The sequence below is a fragment of the Flavobacterium sp. AK-345 genome (assembly GCF_058310175.1).
Map to the genome: position 1 here is coordinate 20,531 of NZ_JBZEER010000012.1, position 20,692 is coordinate 41,222.

The window sequence follows — 20,692 nt, forward strand, 5'->3', positions numbered from 1 at the left end:
TAATTAAACCTACAAGGTTTTAGAAACCTTGCAGAAAAGAAAAAGGCCCAAAGTTTTTAAAACTTTGAACCTTCAAATCTTAGTATCTTAGCAACTTAGAACCTTAGTATCTTAATTTATACTATTAAGCATTTCCGCGATTTCATCTAATCTTGGCGTTAAGATGATTTCGATTCTGCGGTTTTTGGCTTTTCCTTCCGGAGTGGCGTTGCTTGCCAATGGAGAGAATTCGCTACGACCTGCTGCTGTTAGTTTTTGTTTGTTGATTTTTGTGTTTTCACTCAAAATATTTACAATTGCTGTTGCTCTTTTTGTTGATAGATCCCAGTTGTTTGCAATTGGTCCTGAACCTGCATACGGATCATCATCTGTATGTCCTTCAATAAGAACCGAAAGATCAGGATTATCTCCAAGAACTTTTCCTAATTCTACAACTGCTTTTCTACCTTCGGTACCAACAGCCCAGCTTCCTGAATTAAAAAGTAATTTGTTTTCCATAGAAACATAAACTTTTCCGTTTTTCTGTTCCACTGTCAAACCTTTTCCTTCAAAACCGTTTAGGGCTTTAGATAACGTTTCTTTTAGCTTTTTCATTGCCGCTTCTTTGGCCGCAATCATTGCTTCAAGTTCGTTTAAGCGGTTTGCCGTTTTATCAAGTCGTGCTTGTTCTTCGGCCAGTTTTTTAGATTTTGCTTCTAATTGTGCCAGCAATTCACGGTTTTTGGCCATATTGCTTTCTAATGCATCATTGCTGTTTTTCTCCAATGCATTGTAGGAATCCTGCAGCACTTTGTATTTTTTTTGTTCAGCGGCAAGATCTGCTTTTTGTTTTGCAAGATCGTCTTTTGTGCCTGCCAAATCTTTTGTTAGTTTATCACGATCTAATTCTAATTGATTTTTAGCTTTTTGCAAATCTGCATTTTGATCAGCAATGGAGCGATTTTCTTTTTTCAGATCTGAATATTTAGATTCAAGATCGTTGTAAATTTTCTTAGAAACACACGAAGTCATGGATAAAGCTACTACTAGCAATCCAATGGAGGCTTTTTTAATCATCTTATTTTTTTGGTTTTTATTTGGGGCTTATTAATAATTCAAAATTTCTTGTTTTACGGAGAGGCCTAGCCCTGATGGGAACGGCATCCTTTTGTGGCGGGGTTCGCCACAAAAGATATAGTGGACAGCAGGAAATAGCTCCTTCCTTTGACTCTGCTCAGGATGACAACTATAAATTCCAAAATGCTATAAACTATAATCGCATTTAAAACTGCTATTCTTTTAACAATAACAATACCAAACTTTATTCGATTTCAACTAAAACCGGACAATGATCTGAATGCACGGCATCTGGTAAAATTACAGCACGCTTTAATCTGTGTTCTAATGAATCGCTTACTAAATTATAATCGATACGCCAGCCTTTGTTGTTTCCGCGGGCTCCGGCACGATAACTCCACCAAGAATAATGATGCGGATCTTTGTTGAAATGACGAAAACTATCTATAAAACCGGATTTGATAAACCCGTCAAGCCAGGCGCGCTCTGCAGGTAAAAATCCTGAAACGGTTTTATTACGAACCGGATCATGAATATCAATCGCTTCGTGGCAAATATTATAATCTCCGCAAATAATCAGGTTTGGAATCGTGATTTTAAGTTCGTTGATGTAGTTTTGAAAATCATCCATAAACATAAATTTATGATCAAGTCTTTCAATATTAGTTCCCGATGGAAGGTATAAACTCATTACCGAACAATCATCAAAATCAGCACGAAGGTTACGACCTTCAAAATCCATATGCTGAATTCCGGTTCCGAAAACGACATTATTGGGTTTAATTTTAGATAAGATAGCCACGCCGCTATATCCTTTTTTGGTAGCCGGATAATAATATTGATAAGGGTAACCCGCATCGGTAATTGCTTCCACAGGAATTTGTTCTTGTGTTGCTTTTATCTCCTGAAGACAAATAACATCAGGATTGGCTTGTTGCAGCCATTCTATAAATCCTTTTGTAATTGCCGCTCTGATTCCGTTTACATTATAAGAAATAATTTTCATTCAAGTTTTTTTTAGGAATCCAAATGTAATAAAAAAGTGGAAAGTTTGCATTTGTATCAACGAAAAGTAGAGTTTTTTGTTATCTTTGTTGGCTGCTCTAATAAATTAAAAATAGTACATGGGTTTAGTTACCGCGAAAGAAGTTGCAAAGGCAATAAATGTTGAGAAGTACGGAGTATTAGGTACTTTTTCAGGCTGGATTCTTATGAAGGTCCTTAAGATCTCTACCCTTAATAAAATTTACGATCATAACAAACATTTAGAGGATGTCGCGTTTTTAAACGGAATTTTGGATGAAATGGAAATCAAATTTGAAATTCCTGAAGAAGATTTAAAACGATTACCTAAAGATGGCGCTTATATTACTATTTCAAATCATCCGCTTGGAGGAATTGACGGTATTTTATTATTGAAATTAATGCTTGAAAGAGAGCCTAATTTCAAAATTATTGCCAACTTTTTATTACACAGAATTGTTCCGCTTAAAAAATATATCATGCCTGTTAATCCTTTTGAAAATCATAAGGATGCAAAATCGAGTGTTGTGGGAATTAAAGAAACTTTACGCCATTTAAGTGACGGAAAACCGTTGGGAATTTTCCCTGCCGGGGAAGTTTCAACCTATAAAGATGGTAAATTAGTAGTAGATAAACCTTGGGAAGAAGGCGCTTTAAAATTGATTAGAAAAGCAAAAGTTCCGGTTGTACCTATTTACTTTCACGCTAAAAACAGCAGATTATTCTATTGGCTTTCTAAAATTGACGATACTTTACGTACTGCAAAATTACCATCAGAATTATTGACGCAGAGAGATCGTGTTATTAAAGTTCGTATTGGTAAGCCGATTTCGGTAAACGAACAAAATGAAATTGAATCGTTTGAAGAGTATTCAGAATTTTTAAGAAAGAAAACCTATATGCTTGCCAATCCTTTTGAAAAGGACAGCAAATTAATAGATACAGCAAGTTTAAAAATACCAAAAGCACCCAAAAAAATTGTTACTCCGGCAAGTGAGTCGAAAATGATTGACGAGGTAAATGCTTTAAGAGGAAGCGATTGTCGCTTATTGCAAAGTAAAAACTACGAAGTATTTTTTGCAACAGCGAAATCTGTTCCGAATATTTTACATGAAATTGGACGTTTGCGTGAAATCACTTTCCGTGAAGTTGGTGAAGGAACAAACGAATCTATTGATTTAGACAAATTTGACCAATATTATCACCATATGTTTTTGTGGGATGATGAAACCAAACGAATTGCAGGTGCCTACCGTATGGGATTGGGATCTGAAATTTATCCGAAATATGGTCTTGAAGGTTTTTATTTGAATGACCTTTTTAGATTTGAACCGGAATTGCACGATATGATGCATAAATCTATCGAAATGGGACGCGCTTTTATCGTTAAAGAATATCAGCAAAAACCAATGCCTTTGTTTTTATTATGGAAAGGTATTATTCATACAACATTACGTTATCCTGAACATAAGTATTTATTGGGTGGAGTAAGTATCAGTAATCAATTCTCTGATTTCTCGAAATCATTGATGATCGAGTTTATGAAATCGAATTATTACGATCCCTATATTGCACAGTACATTCATCCTAAAAAAGCTTACAAAGTAAAACTAAAAGACGCTGACAAAGACTTTATTTTTGATGAAGCCGAATCAGATCTTAATAAGTTTGACAAAATTATTGACGAATTAGAACCAGGAAATTTACGTTTGCCGGTTTTAATTAAAAAATACATCAAACAAAATGCCCGCGTAGTTGCTTTTAACGTTGATCCGTTGTTTAATAATGCGATCGACGGTTTAATGTACATTCGCATTGCAGATATACCGGAAAGCACAATGAAACCGGTTATCGAAGAATTTCAAATAGAACTGGAACGTAAACTATCTGAAAAAGAAGACTAATACCCTATTTAAATTATACGCTGATTTTTACAGTACTACCTAAACGCACAATAAAAGCCTAAATTATCTTATCTGTTACCCCCTAAAGGTTTCCCTAAAAACCTTTAGAAGGTAATCCTATATGAAGAACATACCATTTTTTCGCCTATTATCTATTTTTTGAATATTGAATTTTTGTTGCCTGATTGCAGTTTAAAAACAAATACAAATCATTAATACTGAATAATATGAAAAACAAAACACTTTCTTCGGTTTTTATTATATGTTGTTATTGTTGTGCACATTCACAAACAAACAACAAAGTGGGTTTTACTACCACAACACCTACCGAAATAATTGATGTAAACGGAACAGCTCGTGTAAGAGACATTCCGGCGAACGGAAACCTGAATGCAATTTATACAAAACCAGATGGCACAGTATCGACTGCAAAAGACCAGCCATTTAACGCCACTAAGACTTTAGTGGTAGATGCAAATGGAGTTGTAGGATCTATTGATGGAATAGCAATTACGGTAGCACCAACTATTAAAACAATACAATACGCCCGTGTCGCAACACCAATAAATGCATCGACACCTGTGAATTCGATAACTTCAATTGGTATTTTATCAATACGTTTTAATAGCTCATCAACTGGTAGCGCTAATTCGATTGAATTTAGTACTTCAGTAGCAAATCAGGTAACTGCATTTGCCGAAGTGTCAGGTGCGGGAGGAAATTACTTTGCTAACTGGAGAACCACTGCTGCCGCAGCAAACACATGGTACCCGGCAACAGCACAAGGTGTCACCCCCGCTAACCGGGACACCTATGACTTGATGCTAACATTGCATAATTCACAAGAAATTTATCGTGTATCATTAATTTGCAATGGTTCTATAGCTGCGAGCGGTGGAATAACAGCAGTACCAGCTCAGGTTATTATTTTTATCGAAAAACTGCAATAACAAAAAGCATGTACGATCACTACTATTAAGGGAAAACTCCAGAAGAGTTCCCAATACATACAAAGTAACTTATCCAAAATTTTTAAAGTCCCACTTGTTGGGACTTTTTTATTTATATGTGTTTCAAAAAGCCCATCATTTATATATACCTCACAAACACATACAAAAAAACGTCCAGCAACCCTTAACATGGTTCAAACTTTTTCTATAGAATGAGATTAACGATTAACGTCCTATTTTTTTATAATTCACATCAAGACCACTTTGTAACAGCTTTAATTTATTTACCCTAAAGTACAACTCTAAAAGCTTTTAGAGGTGATATTGCACTGAAAACATAACCTAATTTTGCCGTCTCAACTTTGATAAGTCTTAATCCTTAAAACATTAGACTTTTTAGCGTGGTTGACAACCTAAAAATTTGAAAAAAATTATTAATCAGTAAATTAAATTAATATGAAAAACAAAGTACTTTCTTCACTTTTTATCTTATGTTGTGCTTTTGGGTACTCTCAAACAAACAACAAACTAGGTGTTAATATAAAAGCACCAACCGAGTCGCTAGACGTAAACGGAACAACCCGTTTAAGAAGTCTTCCGGTAAACGGAACAACCAATGCAATTACTACAAAAACTGACGGTACCGCATCTGCTACCGCAGACCAAACTTACAGCGCAGTTAAAACTGTAGTTGTCGACGCAAATGGTGTTGTGGGAACTATAGACGGAGTAGCAATTACAACTGCACCTAATATTAAGACAATACAATATGCTCGTGTAGCGACAACAATTGATGGGAATACAGCCACAAATTCTATTACTACTATCGGTAATTTATCTATACGATTTGCTAATACAACTACAGGAAGTGGTAACTGGATCCAGTTTATGACAGCTGTTCCAAATCAGGTTACTGCATTTGGAGAGGTATCAGGAGCAGGTGGAAATTATTTCGCAAGCTGGAAAACTACCCCTGCAGAAGCAAATAAGTGGTACGTAGCAACAGATCAAGGGGTAACAGCTAATAATAGAGATACTTATGACGTAATGATTACCTTGCATAATTCACAAGAAATTTACCGTGTATCACTAATTTGTAATCCATACATAGCACCTAATACTGCACTAAAAATACCTGCTGTACTTGCTCAGGTTATTATCTTTGTTGAGAAACTTCAATAAAAAAGTGGACTTAATAAGTAAAAAGAACTAGCATTATAAAAATCAACGCACGGAAGATTATTTCTGTAAAATTTCAAATCCCATCTGCTCTGCAAATGGGATTTTTTTTAATATCACATTTATATCCAATTTCCCAGAATAAATTAAGTAAAATAAGAATATATGTTAGAAAATAAACCAGATAAACATTCCTACATGACTTTTTGTGAGTATATACTTGTTTTATTTTGGCATTATTTTAAATGCTATGTAATGCAAACCGTACAACGATTTTACCTTAAAGTACAACTATAAAAACTTATGGGGCAATGTAGACAATTGACTCGCAATATCTTTGTAACAACAAAATATATAAACAATAGCCTACTTAATAAATGCCGTTATGAAAAACAAAGTACTTCCTTCACTTTTTATCTTATGTTGTGCTTTTGGGTACTCTCAAACAAACAACAAACTAGGCATTAATATAAAAGGACCTACAGAGTCACTAGATGTAAATGGAACTACACGCTTAAGAGGTCTTCCGACAAATGGGGCAATAAATGCAATTAATACAAAAACTGACGGTACTGCATCTGCTGTAAAAGACCAAACTTACAGCGCGGTTAAAACTGTAGTAGTAGATGCAAATGGTGTTATGGGAAGTATACACGGAATAGCAATAACTACAGCACCTGAAATAAAAACAATACAGTACGTTCGCAAAAGCACGGTAATTGATGCCAATATAAATAAAAACTCAGAAACTAGCCTAGGTAATTTAACAATACGATATGCTAGCAATGGTAGTAGTGGCGAAGGTAACTGGATTGAATTTAAAACAGCTGTTCCCAATCAGGTTACCGCGTTTGGTCAAGTATCAGGTCAGGGAGGAAATTATTTTGCAAGCTGGAAAACAACAGCAGCTGCGGCAGATAAATGGGAAAAAGCAACAAATCAAACGGTAACAGCTTCACATCGTGACACTTACGACGTAACAATTACATTGCATAACTCACAAGAAATCTACCGTGTATCATTAATTTGCAATGCAAAGATTGATGCAAGTGGCACACCATGGATAGCAGAAGTACCAGCAAGGGTTATCGTATTTATCGAGAAATTAGAGTAAAAAAATCAAACAAACCTGACTGGTCTAATCTTAAGTATAATTCTAAGCTTGTAAACCAATCGTATAAAAAAAGAGCTAGAGAACATACAGTTTTCTGGCTCTTTTTTTATTCACTTAAAAAAAATAAAAAATCCCATTCGCATCAGCAAATGGGATTCTTTTAATTACAATTTTTATTTAAAACTAATTTATGATGAGCAATCAGTTTTATAGTTTTAGAAAGCTTTACGACCTTTTAAATCTGAAACAAAACTATGAAGTCTCAAGGGTTAATTTTGTACCTGATAAGTCATTATTGTATTAAAAAAAGGCGTGCCAGAAAAAGAAACCCTATTATTTAGAAACATAAAAAAATCCCATTCTAGACTGAATGGGATTTTTTATGTTTAAAACCAAATCGACTGATGCATTATATCATCAATTGAATTGTTTTTTACAAAAATAATCAATCGTATAAAATGATAAATAGCTAAAAAATAAGCCAGTCTATAGGCTAGTTTTTTATTGTATAGTAATCCTGTAAAATATTCATTTTTGGTAATAATTTCTGTTACCAGCACAATGATAGTTACCCAGCAAAAAGCAATTACAAAAGGCCCTAAAATGTGGTAACTAATAGATTTGTATAAATCTCCCTGATAAAAATAAACCAGTGATTTTGTAATACCACAACCAGGACAAGGAAATCCCGTGACCATTTTAAAGGGACAAAAAGACTGATCCGACTCTAAATGATCGTTATGATTATTGAGCATTAAAAAAAACGGAACTATCAGTGTAATTGCTGCACCGATAATTCCGTAAATTTTACGTTTTATTCTACTATTATTTGTATAATCTGTTGATGTCACCTTGTACAATCATTGCTGCTGCAATAGGAAAAAAGAATCCTAAAACAATTAATAAAGTAGACTGATCTTTTTGAAGTTCACCAGTTTGCTCATACACTTTTGGCAAAGCTTCTTTTCCTGCTAAATAATAAAAATAAATATTTACCGGCATACAACATCCTGCAAAAATTGCAATTGGCTGCGAAATAACTTCTTTCTTTGCTACAGCATTAAAAACCTCTGCAACTTTAATGTTCCAATAAATTAAATACAATCCGCATGATAAAAATCCAAAAAGTAAAACCATAATAGGGTCCACTTTAAATACTGGGATTGGCTCATTAAAATTGTTTGATGTTTCTTGTAATTCCATTTTCTATTATTTATATTTAGTTATTATTATTGTAATTCAACTTTTCCAATTTCATTAATTTCTTCGATATTGTTTTTAGGATCTTGTCCATAATCATTTGGACCTGAATCACCTTCTGTAAACAACAAAATAAGCAACCAGATACCTCCAATAAACGGAACCAGGCAGATAAAATAAAACCAGCCGCTTTTTCCAACGTCGTGCAATCTTCTTACTACTGCAGCCAAAGTTGGTATAAACGTTGCTAACGTATAAAGACCAAAAAAAGCATATCCAATTATTCCTCCTGTAACCGCATCGCCAAAAATGGCTCCAATGATAGCTCCAATAACAATTAATAAAATAGAAATTAATCCATTTGCAAGTGCAAAATACCAATATTCGCTTCTTCTGGCGCGACCTTTAAAGTTTGCATAGTTTTCAAAAACCACTTTTTTGTACCATTCAATCATAATTAATAAAATTAGTTAGTTTAATGCCTCCTCTTTTGGATTTTCGGCTTCTCCTTTTTAAAAATTTTGTTAAAATTCGAAACAATATTAACAAAAAATTATCTTAAAAACTAATTATGGAAATTTCTTTTAAAAAGAAAAAGCTTGTTATTACAACTTCAATCGAAATAACTGTAAATAGTGACTTTTCTGCAGAAATATTAAAATTTTCAATTTACTTATTCAATTTACTTAGAATAAACTTTTTTAATCTTATCTACAATAACCTGTGCCAGCCTTTCATGACTTTCGAATGTCCACCCTGCAATATGCGGAGTCAATAAAACATTCTTGGCTTGTAATAAATACTGAAAAGCTTCCGGCGTATTTTTATCCTGAAAAAGGGTTTCAAAAGATAATTTCTCATACTCCAGAACATCCAAACCTGCTCCCAGAACTTTTTTAACCTTCATGGCGCTGACCAAATCTGCCGTAACAATGTTTTTGCCACGCGAAGTATTTATTATCCAAAAGGGCTTTGCAAATGCATTAATAAAATTAGCATTAACCATTTTGTCTGTTTCAGGAGTCCACGGAAGATGTAAACTCAAAACATCCGCTTTTTGCTGTAATTCTTGCAATGAAACTTGTTTTGCATTTTCGTCTCCTACATTGTCCAAAATATCATAACATAAAACCTCTACCTCAAAACCACGAAGTTTTTTAGCAAAAGCTTTACCCATGTTTCCATAACCAATAATACCAACTGTTTTGCCGTCAAGTTCGTGACCGCGATTACTTTCGCGATTCCAGTGTCCCGCTTTTATTTCGGCGTCGGCCTGATTTAAATTATTAAATAATGACAAAATTACACCAAGAGAATGTTCTGCAACAGCGTTGCGATTACCTTCCGGAGCCGCTATTAAGTGTATTCCTTTTGCTTCGGCATAGTCACAATCGATACTTTCTAAACCCGCGCCAACTCTGGCAATAAACTGTAAATTGGTTGCCTTGTCCAGAAATGTTTTATCGATTTTAAAACGACTTCGAATTACAATTCCGTTATAATCCTGGATTTTTGCTTCGACTTCTTCTTTTGATGATTTAAAATCGGCGTGATTTTCAAAACCAGCTTCTTCTAATTGCGCCCAAAGTATGGGATGATTGCTGTCGATATGTAGAATTTTAGTACTCATAAATTAAAAACTTTATTAGGAAAACAAAGTAACAAAAAATAGCCTTTATAATTTTAACAAAATAAATTCGGGAAGAAATGCGTAAATTCGCATAAAAGGGATTTATGAAAACAATAGGCTTAATTGGCGGAATGTCCTGGGAAAGTTCTTCGTTATATTATCAAATAATAAATCGAACAACGCAGGAGAAATTAGGTGGTGTACATTCTGCAAAATGCATATTATATTCTGTAGATTTTAATGAAATTGCCTTACTGCAAAAAGAAGGAAACTGGAAAAAACTAGGCGAATTAATGGTTGAAGCCGCTCAAAGTCTAGAAAAAGGCGGTGCCGATTTTATCATATTATGTACAAACACGATGCATAAATTATCTGACGAAATAGAAGCAAGTGTTTCGATTCCATTAATTCATATTGGTGATGCTGCCGCTCAAAAAATTAAAGAAAAGAATTTTAAAAAGGTAGGTTTATTAGGAACATCATTTACAATGGAACAGGATTTTTTTAAAGGCCGTTTATTAAACAGGCATCAAATAGAAACCATAATTCCGGATGAAACCCAAAGAGCAGCAATACATGGAATTATATACGATGAACTGGTAAAAGGAATTGTAAATAGTGAATCAAGAAATATTGTTTTAGAAATAATATCTGATTTAATTGATAAAGGTGCAGAAGGAATTATATTAGGCTGTACAGAAATTGAACTCTTAATTACCAATGAATTTACTACTGCCGAATTGTTTAACACTGCAGAAATTCACGCCAAAAAAGCTGTTGAATTTGCATTAAAATAAAATATGAAACTAACGAAAACTTTTAAAGCTTTTTTTGAAAACGAAAAATCAGGAGGTCTTTTACTGCTTTTTGTCACTATACTTTCGCTGGGTCTTGCCAACTCTTCTTTACAGACAGAATATATTGCTTTGTGGGAAACAGACTTGGGCGGACATTCAATCACACATTGGATCAACGATGGTTTAATGACGATTTTCTTTTTACTGATTGGTTTAGAATTAGAACGCGAAATTTATCATGGGGAATTATCAAGTATAAAAAATGCATCTTTACCTATTATGGCGGCCTTTGGAGGCATGCTGGTTCCTGCAGCCATATTTCTGGCTTTAAATTATGGAACAAATACTCAAAACGGAGCCGGAATTCCTATGGCTACAGATATTGCATTTGCGATTGGAATTTTATCGCTTTTAGGCGATAAAGTCCCGCCATCATTGAAGGTGTTTTTGACAGCACTTGCCGTAATTGATGATTTGGGCGCTATTATTGTAATTGCTATTTTTTACACCACTTCTATTGCTTTTGTAAACCTTGCTATTGCCTTAGGAATTTGGGCATTCTTGTTTGTGTTGAACAGAATGAAAATTCACAACCTAATTCCGTATTTAATTGGCGGAGTTGCCATGTGGTATTTTATGCTGAATTCAGGAGTTCACGCAACTATTACGGGAGTTATATTGGCATTTGTGATTCCGTTTGGAGATGGCGGCGAAAAATCAGTTTCATACAAATTACAACACTTTTTACATAAACCGGTTGCCTTTATTATTTTGCCCTTGTTTGCTGTTGCGAATACCTGCATCGCCATTGGATCTGACTGGCATCAGGGATTAAATCATTCTAATACTTTGGGTATTATTTTAGGGCTTGTTATTGGCAAGCCACTTGGTATTTTACTTTTCTCTTTTATCGGAGTGAGCGCGGGATATTGTGTTCTGCCAAAAAAACTAAAATGGACACATATTTTGGGCGCAGGAATGTTGGGCGGAATAGGCTTTACAATGTCTATTTTTATTACAATACTGGCATTTAAAGATCCGGAAGTTATTGTTTTCTCAAAAATCGCGATTCTGATTGCTTCTCTTCTTTCGGGAATTTTCGGATTTGTTTATCTCAAATATATCTTGTCTAAGAAAAAAGCTTAATTACGATGAAACCAGTATTTACAATCGTTTATATCATTCTTTCTGTTTTTTTAATTTCAGCTTGTACGAATAAAAAAGTTGAAAATGTCGTTGAAAAAGATATTCCTAAAACCGAAATATCTGTTGAAATAAATAAAAATGAAGAATCAATTGAAGGGATTTATAAAACCGCCGAATGTGATATTTCTGTAGAAATAACAAAAAACAAAGACGGTTATCAATACTTTTTAAAAACAAATCTTCGTAAAGTAAAAGGCAAAGCGACTTTTTCTACAAATGAATCAGGCGAAAAATATTTGGTTCTGGAAGGAATAAAATGGGATGAATACGAAGGAGATATTAGCAATGAGGAAGAAAATGATTCTCTTGCCGATTCAAAACCTGAACCCGAATTAGAAATTCCTATTGGAATTGACGCGAGTTATGTAAAAGATACGCTCACGATTCAGAATTATGGTAATGCGATGAATTCTTATACTAAGATTTCTGAGTGTGGTTTGAAGTATATTCAACTAGTAAAAAAGTAAAATTCCAATCTTTTAAATTGCTTCGCCTGTTCGCTAGTGCTCGAGTCCAAATTCCAATTTACTTTAAATGAAAAGAATCAATCAAATACTTTTTTCTTCTATAACATTGATCATTTTGCTTGTTGGGATAATATTATATCTAATAACAACATTTAAAGACCCGCAACCTGATTTGAATTGTCAAATTCCAGTCCCTTTTTGTGGAACATCAAGTCCTAAATTAACAGAAAACCAATCTGAAGGAAAAGAAATATTTAATTCTGTTTGTGCAGCTTGCCACAAACTAAACGCAAAAAGTACCGGACCGGCACTTCGCAACTTAGATTCACTGGTATTTGTAAAATGGATGATTGAGAAAAACCACAAAATCGACAGTACTAAAATTGATGAATTAGGATTAGATTATCACAGAACGATGTTTAAAGATTATTTAAATGAAGAAAATCTTCCTTTATTAATAGATTATTGTTCAAGAATACGTTATTAAATTCCAAAAACAACAAATTCCAAACTCCAATTATAAGCAATATTGTCATTTCGACGTAAGGAGAAATCACACTCGCAATTCTACAAACAGAATCGACAATCTTTGTCGAGTTTCTAGTGTGATTTCTCCTTACGTCGAAATGACAAACTAGACGAAAATATTCTTATGAAAATGACTTTCATAGCCCCGATAGATTCTGTGTTGATTTCAAAATTTAATCTATATTTTTTTTAATTTTGCTATCAAGTCAGTTTAAAACTAGACTCCATAGCGTGTTAAGCCATTTGTGTTTGCACGCTATTTTTGTATTGTTTCTCATAAGTGGTTTTATTTTTATATAGTATATAGGTCATTTCAAGTAGTTTTCTTTGAATCGATACCAAAGCCTTCATTTTTATTCCTTGTTTAGATACCAATCTGGCATATGATTCTCTGTAATGATCATCCCATTTAACAGCTGACATTGCTGGAAAATACATTGCCTTTCTAATGCTTCTGTTTCCTCTTTTTGATATTCTGGGCTTTCCCTTTATTGATGTTCCTGATTGTTTTTCTTTCACATCTAAACCTACATAGCTAACGAGTTGTTTTTTATTTCGTATCAATTCAAAGCCATTGGTTTCTGCTAAAATAATAACAGCCGTTAGGGCTCCAATTCCAGGAATGGAAGTCATTCTCTCTACTCAGCTATTAGTTCGGCATTGGCTTTTCCAATTTCAGCAATATCTAACTTGATTTCCTTTTCCTGACCATTCAAAAAATTGATTCTTAATTGTAGCCTTCCTATACTTTTTAAATTTGGAATGGCTTCGGATTGCTCTGCATGCAGTTGATTTTTTACAACAACTCTTTCATTTACAATCTGATCGCGTTCTCTGGTCAATTGCTGCAATTCCCTGTAAGCATCTTTTGGTTTTATCCAATACTCTAATTTTCTCTCTAAACCAAATCTTGCTATTGCCTCTGAGCAAGTCTTGTCAGTTATAGTTTTCAATTCTAAAGTCCGTATATAGTTACTTATTTTATTAGGTAAAACAACACTTACTTTGAATCCATTATCATTTAAATAATAGGCAAACTTTTGATGGTAAACACCAGTAGCTTCCATTACATAATGAACTTTAGAGGCTTCATCTTTCAATAGCTTTTGAACCCAATTTATAAGGGACAGGATTCCTGATTCGGAATTCCTAAAAACCTTATAGGCATATAAACTGATTGAAAAGTCTTCATACATTTTGCCTAGCGTAACGACTAGTTCTTTTTGGGCAACATCAACTCCTAATACATGTTTTAATTCTTTCATAAACCTAAATCTGATAAATAAAGTGATGAATCCTCCTTCGTCTTTTCTCCTGGCTGGATATTCTGGATATCGAATCTTGTCCGATTCCTTACATTCTGTTCAGACTCTAAAAGATAAAGGAAAATGAGGCTGTTTCTATCGGCGAATATGTCTCGAAGACTATTTTGAAGTGAACCTGCTCTCATTTTCTTTTCACTTAAAAGTCAAATTTATCAACTTAAAACATCAAACCAATAACTTTCGTAAACATAGGAGAAGTGGAAATCCTTTTGTGGCGGTGTTCGCCACAAAAGATTGGAACGGATAGCGGGATTAGCTTCTGAAAAAATTAGTTTTTATTATTGAAATCTAAATGAAAAAAAATCCCAAACCCCAACAAAATTGGAATTTGGAATTTTTAAAATATTGGAATTTATTATTTATCCTTTAATCTGTTTTAAAGAAGTCTTGATTCCTTTTATCAAAGACGAACTGAAACCATTATGCTCCATTTCGTTTAAGCCTACGATTGTGCAGCCCTGAGGCGTCGTTACACGGTCGATTAATTGTTCCGGATGTACTTTTTCCTCTAATAACATTTTTGCAGCTCCTTTAACTGTTTGCGCTGCAATTGCCAAAGCGGTTTGAGAATCGAATCCAATTTCAATTCCGGCTTGCATTGAAGCTCTAATATATCTTAAAGCATAAGCTGTTCCGCATGCGCCAAGAACCGTTGCTGCGTCCATTAATTTTTCGTCGATAACAGGAGCAGTTCCTAAATCCTGGAACAAATCAACAATTGGCAAGGCTTTTTCCCTATCCTTTTCAGGGAAAGAAATACAAGTTGCTGATTCGCCAAATTGTGCTGCGATATTCGGCATGATCCTAACAACCGGATATTCGTTATTTGTTTTTGTCTGAAGCACTTCAAGAGATAAACCGCTTACTGCCGAAGCAATTGTTTTACCAGCAATTACCGGTAAAATTTCTGCTAAAACAGTATCAACCTGATAGGGTTTTATAGTCAAAACCACAACATCGGCTTCCTGAATATTATGTTTGTTATCGTTAGAAACCGTGATTCCAAATTCAGTTAAATACTGAATACTGGCAATGTTTCTTCTCGTTACTGTAACCTGATTATTTTTAGAAAATTTTGCAATTCCCAAGGCAATAGAAACCCCAAGGTTTCCTCCTCCTATTATGTGTACTTTCATTTCTTATTTATTGGCTGGTTAATAGCATATTTTTCAGCCACAAATTACGCAGATTTTACAGATCTTAAATCACTGCAATCTATTAATTTGTTGCAAAAAATTTAGAATCCAAGAATCAGTTTTGCTACTCCAAAGTAGAGCATAATTCCAAAAACGTCATTGGTTGTTGTGATAAACGGACCGGTTGCAATAGCAGGATCAATTTTATTTTTATGAAGAAAAAGCGGTACTAAAGTTCCTAAAGTCGCAGCAAATAAAATAACAACAATCATCGAAATTGAAATGGCAAATCCTACTAAATATTGTTGGTACATAATCGAATGATAGCCTAACAAAAGCAAGGAAATAATACTTCCGGAAATCATCGAAACGGTAATTTCCTTCGTAAAATAACCACGGCTAAATTCCTTTAAAGTTCCGTTTGCCAAACCCTGTACTACGATAGCAGAAGCCTGAACCCCAATATTTCCGGCTGTTGCCGAAAGCAAAGGCACGAAAATAATTAAAGTAGAATGGAGTTTAAAGATCTCTTCATTTCCTTTCAACACAAAAGAAGCTACAATTTCGATTACCATACCGATTAAAAGCCACGGTAAACGCGCTTTTGTCAGTTCCAGAACACTGTCATTAGATTCAACGTCTTGTGTAATACCCGCCGCCAACTGGTAATCTTTATCGGCTTCGTCTTTGATTACGTCTACGATATCATCAATCGTGATTCTACCAACTAAACGGCCCAATTCATCTACGACCGGAATGGCTTCCAAATCATATTTTTGCATGATACGCGCTACCTCAACATCTTCGGTATCTACGTTTACGAAATTTAATTTTCGAATATAAATATCACCAATTTGAGTTTTGGTTGATGTTGTCAATAAATCTTTAAGTGATAATCTTCCTTTTAGGCGATTTTCATCATCAACAACATAAATAGAATGTACTCTTGACACGTTTTCGGCCTGAATACGCATTTCTTTCACACACGTTAGTACGTTCCAATTTTCATTGACTTTCACTAACTCTTTTCCCATTAAACCACCGGCAGAATTTTCGTCGTAACGTAACAAGTCGACAATGTCTTTTGCGTGCTCGACGTCAAGCATTTCAGAGATTACTTCCGCTTTGATTTCCTGCGAAAGTTCCCCGATAATATCGGCCGCATCATTGGTTTCAAGCTCATCAAGCTCTTCTGCAATTTCTTTAGGCGAAAGTCGGCTTAAGATATTTTCACGCAAATCATCTTCAAGTTCCAGAAGAATTTCTGCTGTTTTATCACTATCTAAAACCCTGAAAATATAGGTTGCTTCGTCGAAATCCAGTTCATCCAGAATTTCGGCAATATCGGCATGGTGCAGATCGTTCAATAAAACTTCAAGTTCTTTGTCGTTTTTCTGAACAATATGCTCTTCTAATTGGTGTATTAATTCTTTGCTAACTTTGAACTCCATCGGCTTCTATTTTTTGAGTCAGTTCAATAAATTCTTCTACACTAAGTTGCTCGGGACGTTTATCAAAGATAGTGTCTAATCGCAAATCATCAGTTAAATTTAATGTTTTCAAACTGTTACGTAATGTTTTTCGTCTTTGCTGAAAAGCAGTTTTCACCACAGTAAAGAACAACTTTTCGCCACACGGAAGACTATAATCTTCCTTTCGGGTCATTTTCATCACACCCGATTTCACCTTGGGCGGAGGAATAAAAACATTTTCGTCAACAGTAAACAAATACTCGGTAATATAGAAAGCCTGTGCTAAAACGGATAAGATTCCGTAAGCTTTAGATCCTTTTTTCTCGCAAATACGTTCTGCTACTTCTTTTTGAAACATTCCGGAAAACTCCGGAATCTGATCTCTGAACTCTAAAGTCCTAAAAACGATCTGAGTCGAAATATTGTATGGAAAGTTTCCAATTATAGCAAATTGTTTGTCTTTGTAAACCTCATTGATATTGTATTTCAGGAAATCCTGAGAGATAATCTTATCTTTTAGTTTTGGATAATTTTCACCTAAATACACGACAGACTCTCCATCAATTTCAATTACGTGTGTATTTATTGGTTTATCAAGCAAATACTTAGTCAGCACACCCATCCCTGGTCCTATTTCTAAAACCTCATCGTATCCTTTTAAGCTCAAAGTATCTGCAATTGCTTTTGCAATACTTTCGTCTTTCAGGAAGTGTTGTCCTAAATGTTTTTTGGCTTTTACTTTTTCCATTTTATCTTTTATTTGCCGCGAAGGCACTATGTTTTTTTTGCCACGAAGGCACTAAGACGCAAAGTTTATTTTTTATTTATTTCTCTGAGTTGTTGAATATCTAATAAATCCTTAGCTCTATTAGCTTTAATTTTACTAGTAATCAAATCTTCTAAAGACAGAATATTCCATTTTAAAAATGTCTTATCATTAACCGTTGTTTCTTCACTGTCATTATAAGCTTCTTCGAATGATTTATTCACTGAAAACTTTGTAATTAATTCTAAATCTAAATCAACTGGAGAAAACTTAATTGATATATTTTGTTCCTGCTTCTTTACATTTTCAGGAAAATCGTCAATTTCATATCCCATTTCGTTAAAAACAAGCACTAATTTTTTAAAATTTTCATCTGTTGTTTCAATCCAAAAATCAACATCAGCAGAATGTCTTTGATAACCGTGAAAATTAACAGCTCCTCCTCCAACCATAAGCATTCTAACTTTATGCTTGTTTGCTAAGGCAATAAACTCATCAATGTTTTGATCCCACAATTTCGACATCTTATTTTGATTTAATAACAATCAGAAAATTGTCTTTATTTTTATCTATTTTATTTTTTACAGGAAATTTACTTATTCTCTCACTTAAACGCAGAAAACTATAAACCCGTTCAATCTTCGACAACTTCAAAAAATCCTCTTGCTGTTGTTTATTACTTTCTTCTTTTGTTTGAAATCGAATTTCCATAATAATTTATTTTAGCTGAAACTGATCCCGATAGCTATCGGGAGAGACTGAAAACTGAGAACTATTAATGTTCGGAAATAACCTCCAGCTCAGTTCGGAAAGAAAGCATTTTATCTGCAAATAATTCCAAAGCTTCTCTATCAAATTTTGGTTGTTCTTCCAAATAATACTTCTCTAAGGTTTCTTTGCTGTCTGTTGTATATTGAACCGAATACGTAATTCCACCCATTTCTTCTTCAATTAAAACCCTAACAATTCTTGCTGAAGAAAATTTTTCTGTTGCCAGAATTTCCGGTATGTGTTTTTCCTGCATCCATTTTAACCATTGGTCGTGAACGCTTTCGTGTATATTGGTGGTAACGTTGTAAATAATCATTTTTTTCTTGTTTAATCGTTTATTCGGTTAAACGTTTAACCGAATAAACGGTTCAACCAAACTATAAATTTTTGTCTCCTCTCAACTCGCGGTATTTTTTTCTCGCATCAACAAAGTAAATACTGTCCTGATGATTAAAAATTACCTTCTCATATAAAGGTTTTGCCTTTTCTGTTTCTTTTAGTTCGTCGTTGTAAATTTCTGCCGAAAAAAACAGCGCTTCATCTACGTAAATTCCGTCGCTATGATTGTCAATGATTTGCTGGTACTGGCCTAAAGCCGAATTATAATCTTTCTGACTTTCATAGATTTTACCTAAACGCAACATTGTTACAGCTTCGATTTCCTGTCCTTTAAACGACTTTAGAATGTTCTGAAACTGCGCAATTGCTTCCGGTTTTTTATTCTGATAAATTAAAAAATCGCCTTTGGCAAATTGCTTTAATGCCGTTTGTGTCGAATCAGCAACAGTATTGTCATTTATCAATAAAAAATATTCAAGAGCGTCATTGGCAATTAATTGTGTGCTTGCCGACTTTAATTCTTTAAATTGTTTTAAAGCCCATTCAAAATCGGTTTTAAAATAACTTGTTTTTGCAGCTTTCAAACTCGCTTCGTGCGACATTACATCATTCTTTAAATCCAACTGAATTTGAGAATAATAAATCAATGCCTGATTGAACTTTTCTTCCAAAAGCAAAATATCCGCCAATTCCATTTTGGCATCTGCTTTTTGATAATCATTTAAATTGAGATCTAATGCCCTTTTTAAAATCGTCTTGCCTTCTTCAGGTTTTTTCAAATTAAAAGCCAGGAAATGCGCCTGAATTATTTGCAAAGATAAGCTAAAAGGAGTTATATCATAAGTTGCGAGCAATTGTTGCAATTCGGTATTGATTAACGGATAATCTTTTTCCTGTGCATTATCAATTTTAATCTGAATCAAATAAGCATTGGTCTGAATCAATAAATCTACATCTTTGGTGTTTTGCAGAATAAAATTCAGGATTTCAGTTGCTGTTTCGTCGTCATCTTCATTCATCGCAAACTGACTTAAATTAACGATACTCATCAAAGATTCCGGTTCGCGTTTGTAAATGGCTTTTTCCTGAATAAAGGCTTTCCCAAATTCTTTTTGCTGGACATAAAACCAACTCAGATAGTGATTCCAGAAAACGTCCTGATCTTTTTGAGTTTTCAGGATTAATGCTTTTCGCATGGCATCCTTAAAAGCCGTATTATCTGTTTCACCCTGCATAAAGCGGGACAATTGCGTTTGAATCAAATTGGAATTCTGCGGATTTTTATAGGATTCTGTCAATAAAAGGTCAATCATTGTATCGGTTTTTCCTAACTGACCGTACAACATTCCTATTTGAAAATTAAAATTGTAGTTGGGCTGAACCTGCATTGCTGTTTCATACGCTTTCAAAGCATATTCCAGTAATACTTTTTTCTCGAACGAACTTCCTATTCCGTAAACATCATTCGGACTTGTTTTGATTTTTTCGATTGCCTGTTCGTAATAACTTTTGGCTTTTGAATCGTTTTTTTGAAGCTGGTAATTATAACCCAATTCTACTAAAAAAACGCCTTGTTTGTAGCGATTGTATCTTTCCTGAATTACTTTTTGAGCAACATCAAATTGCTGTAATTGCTGGTAAGATTCAACCGTTCTTAAAAAATATTGGGTGTTGGATGGCGAACTGTTTAAAAGCTGTTCGTAAGCTATTTTTGCTTTCTCGAAATCGCCTTTATCGTAGTAATATTGAGCCAATTGCTCATTTTGGGATATTGCAAAAGTCGACCACAACAAAACGATATAGATAAAGATGTTTTTCATATTTCAGTT

Annotated in this window: 23 protein-coding genes; 8 read left to right on the forward strand and 15 right to left on the reverse strand. The window is 34.1% G+C overall.

The window, feature by feature from the left end; genetic code table 11:
- Window positions 1-111: 111 nt before the first annotated feature.
- Both AC4FQ3_RS18640 and AC4FQ3_RS18645 read right to left on the reverse strand, forming a co-directional pair.
- A complete protein-coding gene (locus AC4FQ3_RS18640; protein WP_073394321.1) occupies window positions 112-1,056 on the reverse strand; it encodes an OmpA family protein in 945 nt (314 codons plus the stop codon).
- Between the two features lie 244 nt (window positions 1,057-1,300).
- Window positions 1,301-2,062, reverse strand: coding sequence for an exodeoxyribonuclease III (locus AC4FQ3_RS18645; RefSeq protein WP_042563516.1), 762 nt, complete (start codon window positions 2,060-2,062; stop codon window positions 1,301-1,303).
- Window positions 2,063-2,180: 118 nt separating this feature from the next.
- Here AC4FQ3_RS18645 and AC4FQ3_RS18650 point away from each other — a divergent pair, with 118 nt between their 5' ends.
- From AC4FQ3_RS18650 to AC4FQ3_RS18665, 4 genes are all read left to right on the forward strand, one after another.
- Window positions 2,181-3,983 carry a GNAT family N-acyltransferase gene (locus tag AC4FQ3_RS18650; RefSeq protein ID WP_042563517.1) on the forward strand — a complete coding sequence of 601 codons (1,803 nt, stop codon included), beginning with the start codon at window positions 2,181-2,183 and terminating at the stop codon, window positions 3,981-3,983.
- A 227-nt stretch (window positions 3,984-4,210) separates the two neighbouring features.
- A complete protein-coding gene (locus AC4FQ3_RS18655; RefSeq protein ID WP_491182846.1) occupies window positions 4,211-4,933 on the forward strand; it encodes a hypothetical protein in 723 nt (240 codons plus the stop codon).
- A gap of 456 nt (window positions 4,934-5,389) precedes the next feature.
- Complete coding sequence (locus tag AC4FQ3_RS18660) at window positions 5,390-6,115, forward strand: hypothetical protein (protein WP_491182847.1); 726 nt, start codon at window positions 5,390-5,392, stop codon at window positions 6,113-6,115.
- Between the two features lie 382 nt (window positions 6,116-6,497).
- The gene (locus tag AC4FQ3_RS18665) at window positions 6,498-7,226 is read left to right on the forward strand and encodes a hypothetical protein (RefSeq protein ID WP_491182848.1); all 729 of its coding nucleotides are present in this window, start codon (window positions 6,498-6,500) and stop codon (window positions 7,224-7,226) included.
- 386 nt (window positions 7,227-7,612) lie between these two features.
- Here the strand turns inward: AC4FQ3_RS18665 and AC4FQ3_RS18670 are convergent, their stop codons facing one another.
- The 4 genes from AC4FQ3_RS18670 to AC4FQ3_RS18685 form a co-directional block, all read right to left on the reverse strand.
- Window positions 7,613-8,077 carry a DUF2752 domain-containing protein gene (locus AC4FQ3_RS18670; protein WP_491182849.1) on the reverse strand — a complete coding sequence of 155 codons (465 nt, stop codon included), beginning with the start codon at window positions 8,075-8,077 and terminating at the stop codon, window positions 7,613-7,615.
- Complete coding sequence (locus AC4FQ3_RS18675) at window positions 8,052-8,429, reverse strand: DUF4234 domain-containing protein (protein ID WP_042563521.1); 378 nt, start codon at window positions 8,427-8,429, stop codon at window positions 8,052-8,054. Before AC4FQ3_RS18675 ends, AC4FQ3_RS18670 begins: the two co-directional genes overlap by 26 nt.
- 26 nt (window positions 8,430-8,455) lie before the next feature.
- Window positions 8,456-8,881 carry a DUF805 domain-containing protein gene (locus AC4FQ3_RS18680; RefSeq protein WP_073394325.1) on the reverse strand — a complete coding sequence of 142 codons (426 nt, stop codon included), beginning with the start codon at window positions 8,879-8,881 and terminating at the stop codon, window positions 8,456-8,458.
- A 227-nt stretch (window positions 8,882-9,108) separates the two neighbouring features.
- Window positions 9,109-10,056 (reverse strand): 2-hydroxyacid dehydrogenase, encoded by a 948-nt coding sequence (locus tag AC4FQ3_RS18685; protein ID WP_491182850.1) that lies wholly within the window; start codon window positions 10,054-10,056, stop codon window positions 9,109-9,111.
- 104 nt (window positions 10,057-10,160) lie between these two features.
- On the opposite strand from AC4FQ3_RS18685, the gene AC4FQ3_RS18690 reads away from it, so the two are divergent.
- The 4 genes from AC4FQ3_RS18690 to AC4FQ3_RS18705 all read left to right on the forward strand — a co-directional run bounded on the left by AC4FQ3_RS18690 (window position 10,161) and on the right by AC4FQ3_RS18705 (window position 13,013).
- On the forward strand, window positions 10,161-10,853 hold the full coding sequence (locus AC4FQ3_RS18690; RefSeq protein ID WP_491182851.1) for an aspartate/glutamate racemase family protein: 693 nt from the start codon (window positions 10,161-10,163) through the stop codon (window positions 10,851-10,853).
- 3 nt (window positions 10,854-10,856) lie between these two features.
- Complete coding sequence (gene nhaA, locus AC4FQ3_RS18695) at window positions 10,857-11,999, forward strand: Na+/H+ antiporter NhaA (RefSeq protein WP_491182852.1); 1,143 nt, start codon at window positions 10,857-10,859, stop codon at window positions 11,997-11,999.
- 5 nt (window positions 12,000-12,004) lie between these two features.
- Window positions 12,005-12,526: a hypothetical protein gene (locus tag AC4FQ3_RS18700; RefSeq protein WP_491182853.1), complete on the forward strand. Its 522-nt coding sequence runs from the start codon at window positions 12,005-12,007 to the stop codon at window positions 12,524-12,526.
- Window positions 12,527-12,593: 67 nt separating this feature from the next.
- The gene (locus AC4FQ3_RS18705) at window positions 12,594-13,013 is read left to right on the forward strand and encodes a c-type cytochrome (protein WP_491182854.1); all 420 of its coding nucleotides are present in this window, start codon (window positions 12,594-12,596) and stop codon (window positions 13,011-13,013) included.
- Between the two features lie 275 nt (window positions 13,014-13,288).
- Here the strand turns inward: AC4FQ3_RS18705 and AC4FQ3_RS18710 are convergent, their stop codons facing one another.
- From AC4FQ3_RS18710 to AC4FQ3_RS18750, 9 genes are all read right to left on the reverse strand, one after another.
- Complete coding sequence (locus tag AC4FQ3_RS18710; protein ID WP_491182855.1) at window positions 13,289-13,687, reverse strand: transposase; 399 nt, start codon at window positions 13,685-13,687, stop codon at window positions 13,289-13,291.
- Window positions 13,688-13,692: 5 nt separating this feature from the next.
- A complete protein-coding gene (locus AC4FQ3_RS18715; RefSeq protein ID WP_491182856.1) occupies window positions 13,693-14,319 on the reverse strand; it encodes an IS110 family transposase in 627 nt (208 codons plus the stop codon).
- A 419-nt stretch (window positions 14,320-14,738) separates the two neighbouring features.
- Complete coding sequence (gene proC / locus AC4FQ3_RS18720) at window positions 14,739-15,515, reverse strand: pyrroline-5-carboxylate reductase (RefSeq protein ID WP_042563527.1); 777 nt, start codon at window positions 15,513-15,515, stop codon at window positions 14,739-14,741.
- Window positions 15,516-15,616: 101 nt separating this feature from the next.
- On the reverse strand, window positions 15,617-16,966 hold the full coding sequence (gene mgtE, locus AC4FQ3_RS18725) for a magnesium transporter (RefSeq protein WP_042563528.1): 1,350 nt from the start codon (window positions 16,964-16,966) through the stop codon (window positions 15,617-15,619).
- Entirely contained in the window at window positions 16,950-17,735 is a 786-nt protein-coding gene (gene rsmA, locus AC4FQ3_RS18730) for a 16S rRNA (adenine(1518)-N(6)/adenine(1519)-N(6))-dimethyltransferase RsmA (RefSeq protein ID WP_042563631.1), read from the reverse strand. The genes mgtE and rsmA overlap by 17 nt, the downstream gene beginning before the upstream one ends.
- 65 nt (window positions 17,736-17,800) lie before the next feature.
- The gene (locus AC4FQ3_RS18735; RefSeq protein ID WP_042563529.1) at window positions 17,801-18,277 is read right to left on the reverse strand and encodes a nucleotidyl transferase AbiEii/AbiGii toxin family protein; all 477 of its coding nucleotides are present in this window, start codon (window positions 18,275-18,277) and stop codon (window positions 17,801-17,803) included.
- A 1-nt stretch (window position 18,278) separates the two neighbouring features.
- Window positions 18,279-18,464 carry a hypothetical protein gene (locus AC4FQ3_RS18740; protein ID WP_042563530.1) on the reverse strand — a complete coding sequence of 62 codons (186 nt, stop codon included), beginning with the start codon at window positions 18,462-18,464 and terminating at the stop codon, window positions 18,279-18,281.
- Between the two features lie 64 nt (window positions 18,465-18,528).
- The gene (locus AC4FQ3_RS18745) at window positions 18,529-18,840 is read right to left on the reverse strand and encodes a DUF4286 family protein (protein WP_042563531.1); all 312 of its coding nucleotides are present in this window, start codon (window positions 18,838-18,840) and stop codon (window positions 18,529-18,531) included.
- Window positions 18,841-18,901: 61 nt separating this feature from the next.
- A complete protein-coding gene (locus AC4FQ3_RS18750) occupies window positions 18,902-20,683 on the reverse strand; it encodes a tetratricopeptide repeat protein (protein WP_491182857.1) in 1,782 nt (593 codons plus the stop codon).
- Window positions 20,684-20,692 lie beyond the last annotated feature (9 nt).

What these genes read in the sequence shown, in the direction of transcription:
- AC4FQ3_RS18645 (WP_042563516.1), bottom strand. Translation starts at nt 2,062, where the DNA reads ATGAAAATTATTTCTTATAATGTAAACGGAATCAGAGCGGCAATTACA.
- AC4FQ3_RS18650 (WP_042563517.1), top strand. Translation starts at nt 2,181, where the DNA reads ATGGGTTTAGTTACCGCGAAAGAAGTTGCAAAGGCAATAAATGTTGAG.
- proC (WP_042563527.1), bottom strand. Translation starts at nt 15,515, where the DNA reads ATGAAAGTACACATAATAGGAGGAGGAAACCTTGGGGTTTCTATTGCC.
- AC4FQ3_RS18690 (WP_491182851.1), top strand. Translation starts at nt 10,161, where the DNA reads ATGAAAACAATAGGCTTAATTGGCGGAATGTCCTGGGAAAGTTCTTCG.
- AC4FQ3_RS18715 (WP_491182856.1), bottom strand. Translation starts at nt 14,319, where the DNA reads ATGAAAGAATTAAAACATGTATTAGGAGTTGATGTTGCCCAAAAAGAA.
- AC4FQ3_RS18740 (WP_042563530.1), bottom strand. Translation starts at nt 18,464, where the DNA reads ATGGAAATTCGATTTCAAACAAAAGAAGAAAGTAATAAACAACAGCAA.
- AC4FQ3_RS18735 (WP_042563529.1), bottom strand. Translation starts at nt 18,277, where the DNA reads ATGTCGAAATTGTGGGATCAAAACATTGATGAGTTTATTGCCTTAGCA.
- AC4FQ3_RS18750 (WP_491182857.1), bottom strand. Translation starts at nt 20,683, where the DNA reads ATGAAAAACATCTTTATCTATATCGTTTTGTTGTGGTCGACTTTTGCA.
- AC4FQ3_RS18655 (WP_491182846.1), top strand. Translation starts at nt 4,211, where the DNA reads ATGAAAAACAAAACACTTTCTTCGGTTTTTATTATATGTTGTTATTGT.
- nhaA (WP_491182852.1), top strand. Translation starts at nt 10,857, where the DNA reads ATGAAACTAACGAAAACTTTTAAAGCTTTTTTTGAAAACGAAAAATCA.
- AC4FQ3_RS18665 (WP_491182848.1), top strand. Translation starts at nt 6,498, where the DNA reads ATGAAAAACAAAGTACTTCCTTCACTTTTTATCTTATGTTGTGCTTTT.
- mgtE (WP_042563528.1), bottom strand. Translation starts at nt 16,966, where the DNA reads ATGGAGTTCAAAGTTAGCAAAGAATTAATACACCAATTAGAAGAGCAT.
- AC4FQ3_RS18660 (WP_491182847.1), top strand. Translation starts at nt 5,390, where the DNA reads ATGAAAAACAAAGTACTTTCTTCACTTTTTATCTTATGTTGTGCTTTT.
- AC4FQ3_RS18745 (WP_042563531.1), bottom strand. Translation starts at nt 18,840, where the DNA reads ATGATTATTTACAACGTTACCACCAATATACACGAAAGCGTTCACGAC.
- AC4FQ3_RS18700 (WP_491182853.1), top strand. Translation starts at nt 12,005, where the DNA reads ATGAAACCAGTATTTACAATCGTTTATATCATTCTTTCTGTTTTTTTA.
- rsmA (WP_042563631.1), bottom strand. Translation starts at nt 17,735, where the DNA reads ATGGAAAAAGTAAAAGCCAAAAAACATTTAGGACAACACTTCCTGAAA.
- AC4FQ3_RS18640 (WP_073394321.1), bottom strand. Translation starts at nt 1,056, where the DNA reads ATGATTAAAAAAGCCTCCATTGGATTGCTAGTAGTAGCTTTATCCATG.
- AC4FQ3_RS18685 (WP_491182850.1), bottom strand. Translation starts at nt 10,056, where the DNA reads ATGAGTACTAAAATTCTACATATCGACAGCAATCATCCCATACTTTGG.
- AC4FQ3_RS18705 (WP_491182854.1), top strand. Translation starts at nt 12,594, where the DNA reads ATGAAAAGAATCAATCAAATACTTTTTTCTTCTATAACATTGATCATT.
- AC4FQ3_RS18710 (WP_491182855.1), bottom strand. Translation starts at nt 13,687, where the DNA reads ATGACTTCCATTCCTGGAATTGGAGCCCTAACGGCTGTTATTATTTTA.
- AC4FQ3_RS18675 (WP_042563521.1), bottom strand. Translation starts at nt 8,429, where the DNA reads ATGGAATTACAAGAAACATCAAACAATTTTAATGAGCCAATCCCAGTA.
- AC4FQ3_RS18680 (WP_073394325.1), bottom strand. Translation starts at nt 8,881, where the DNA reads ATGATTGAATGGTACAAAAAAGTGGTTTTTGAAAACTATGCAAACTTT.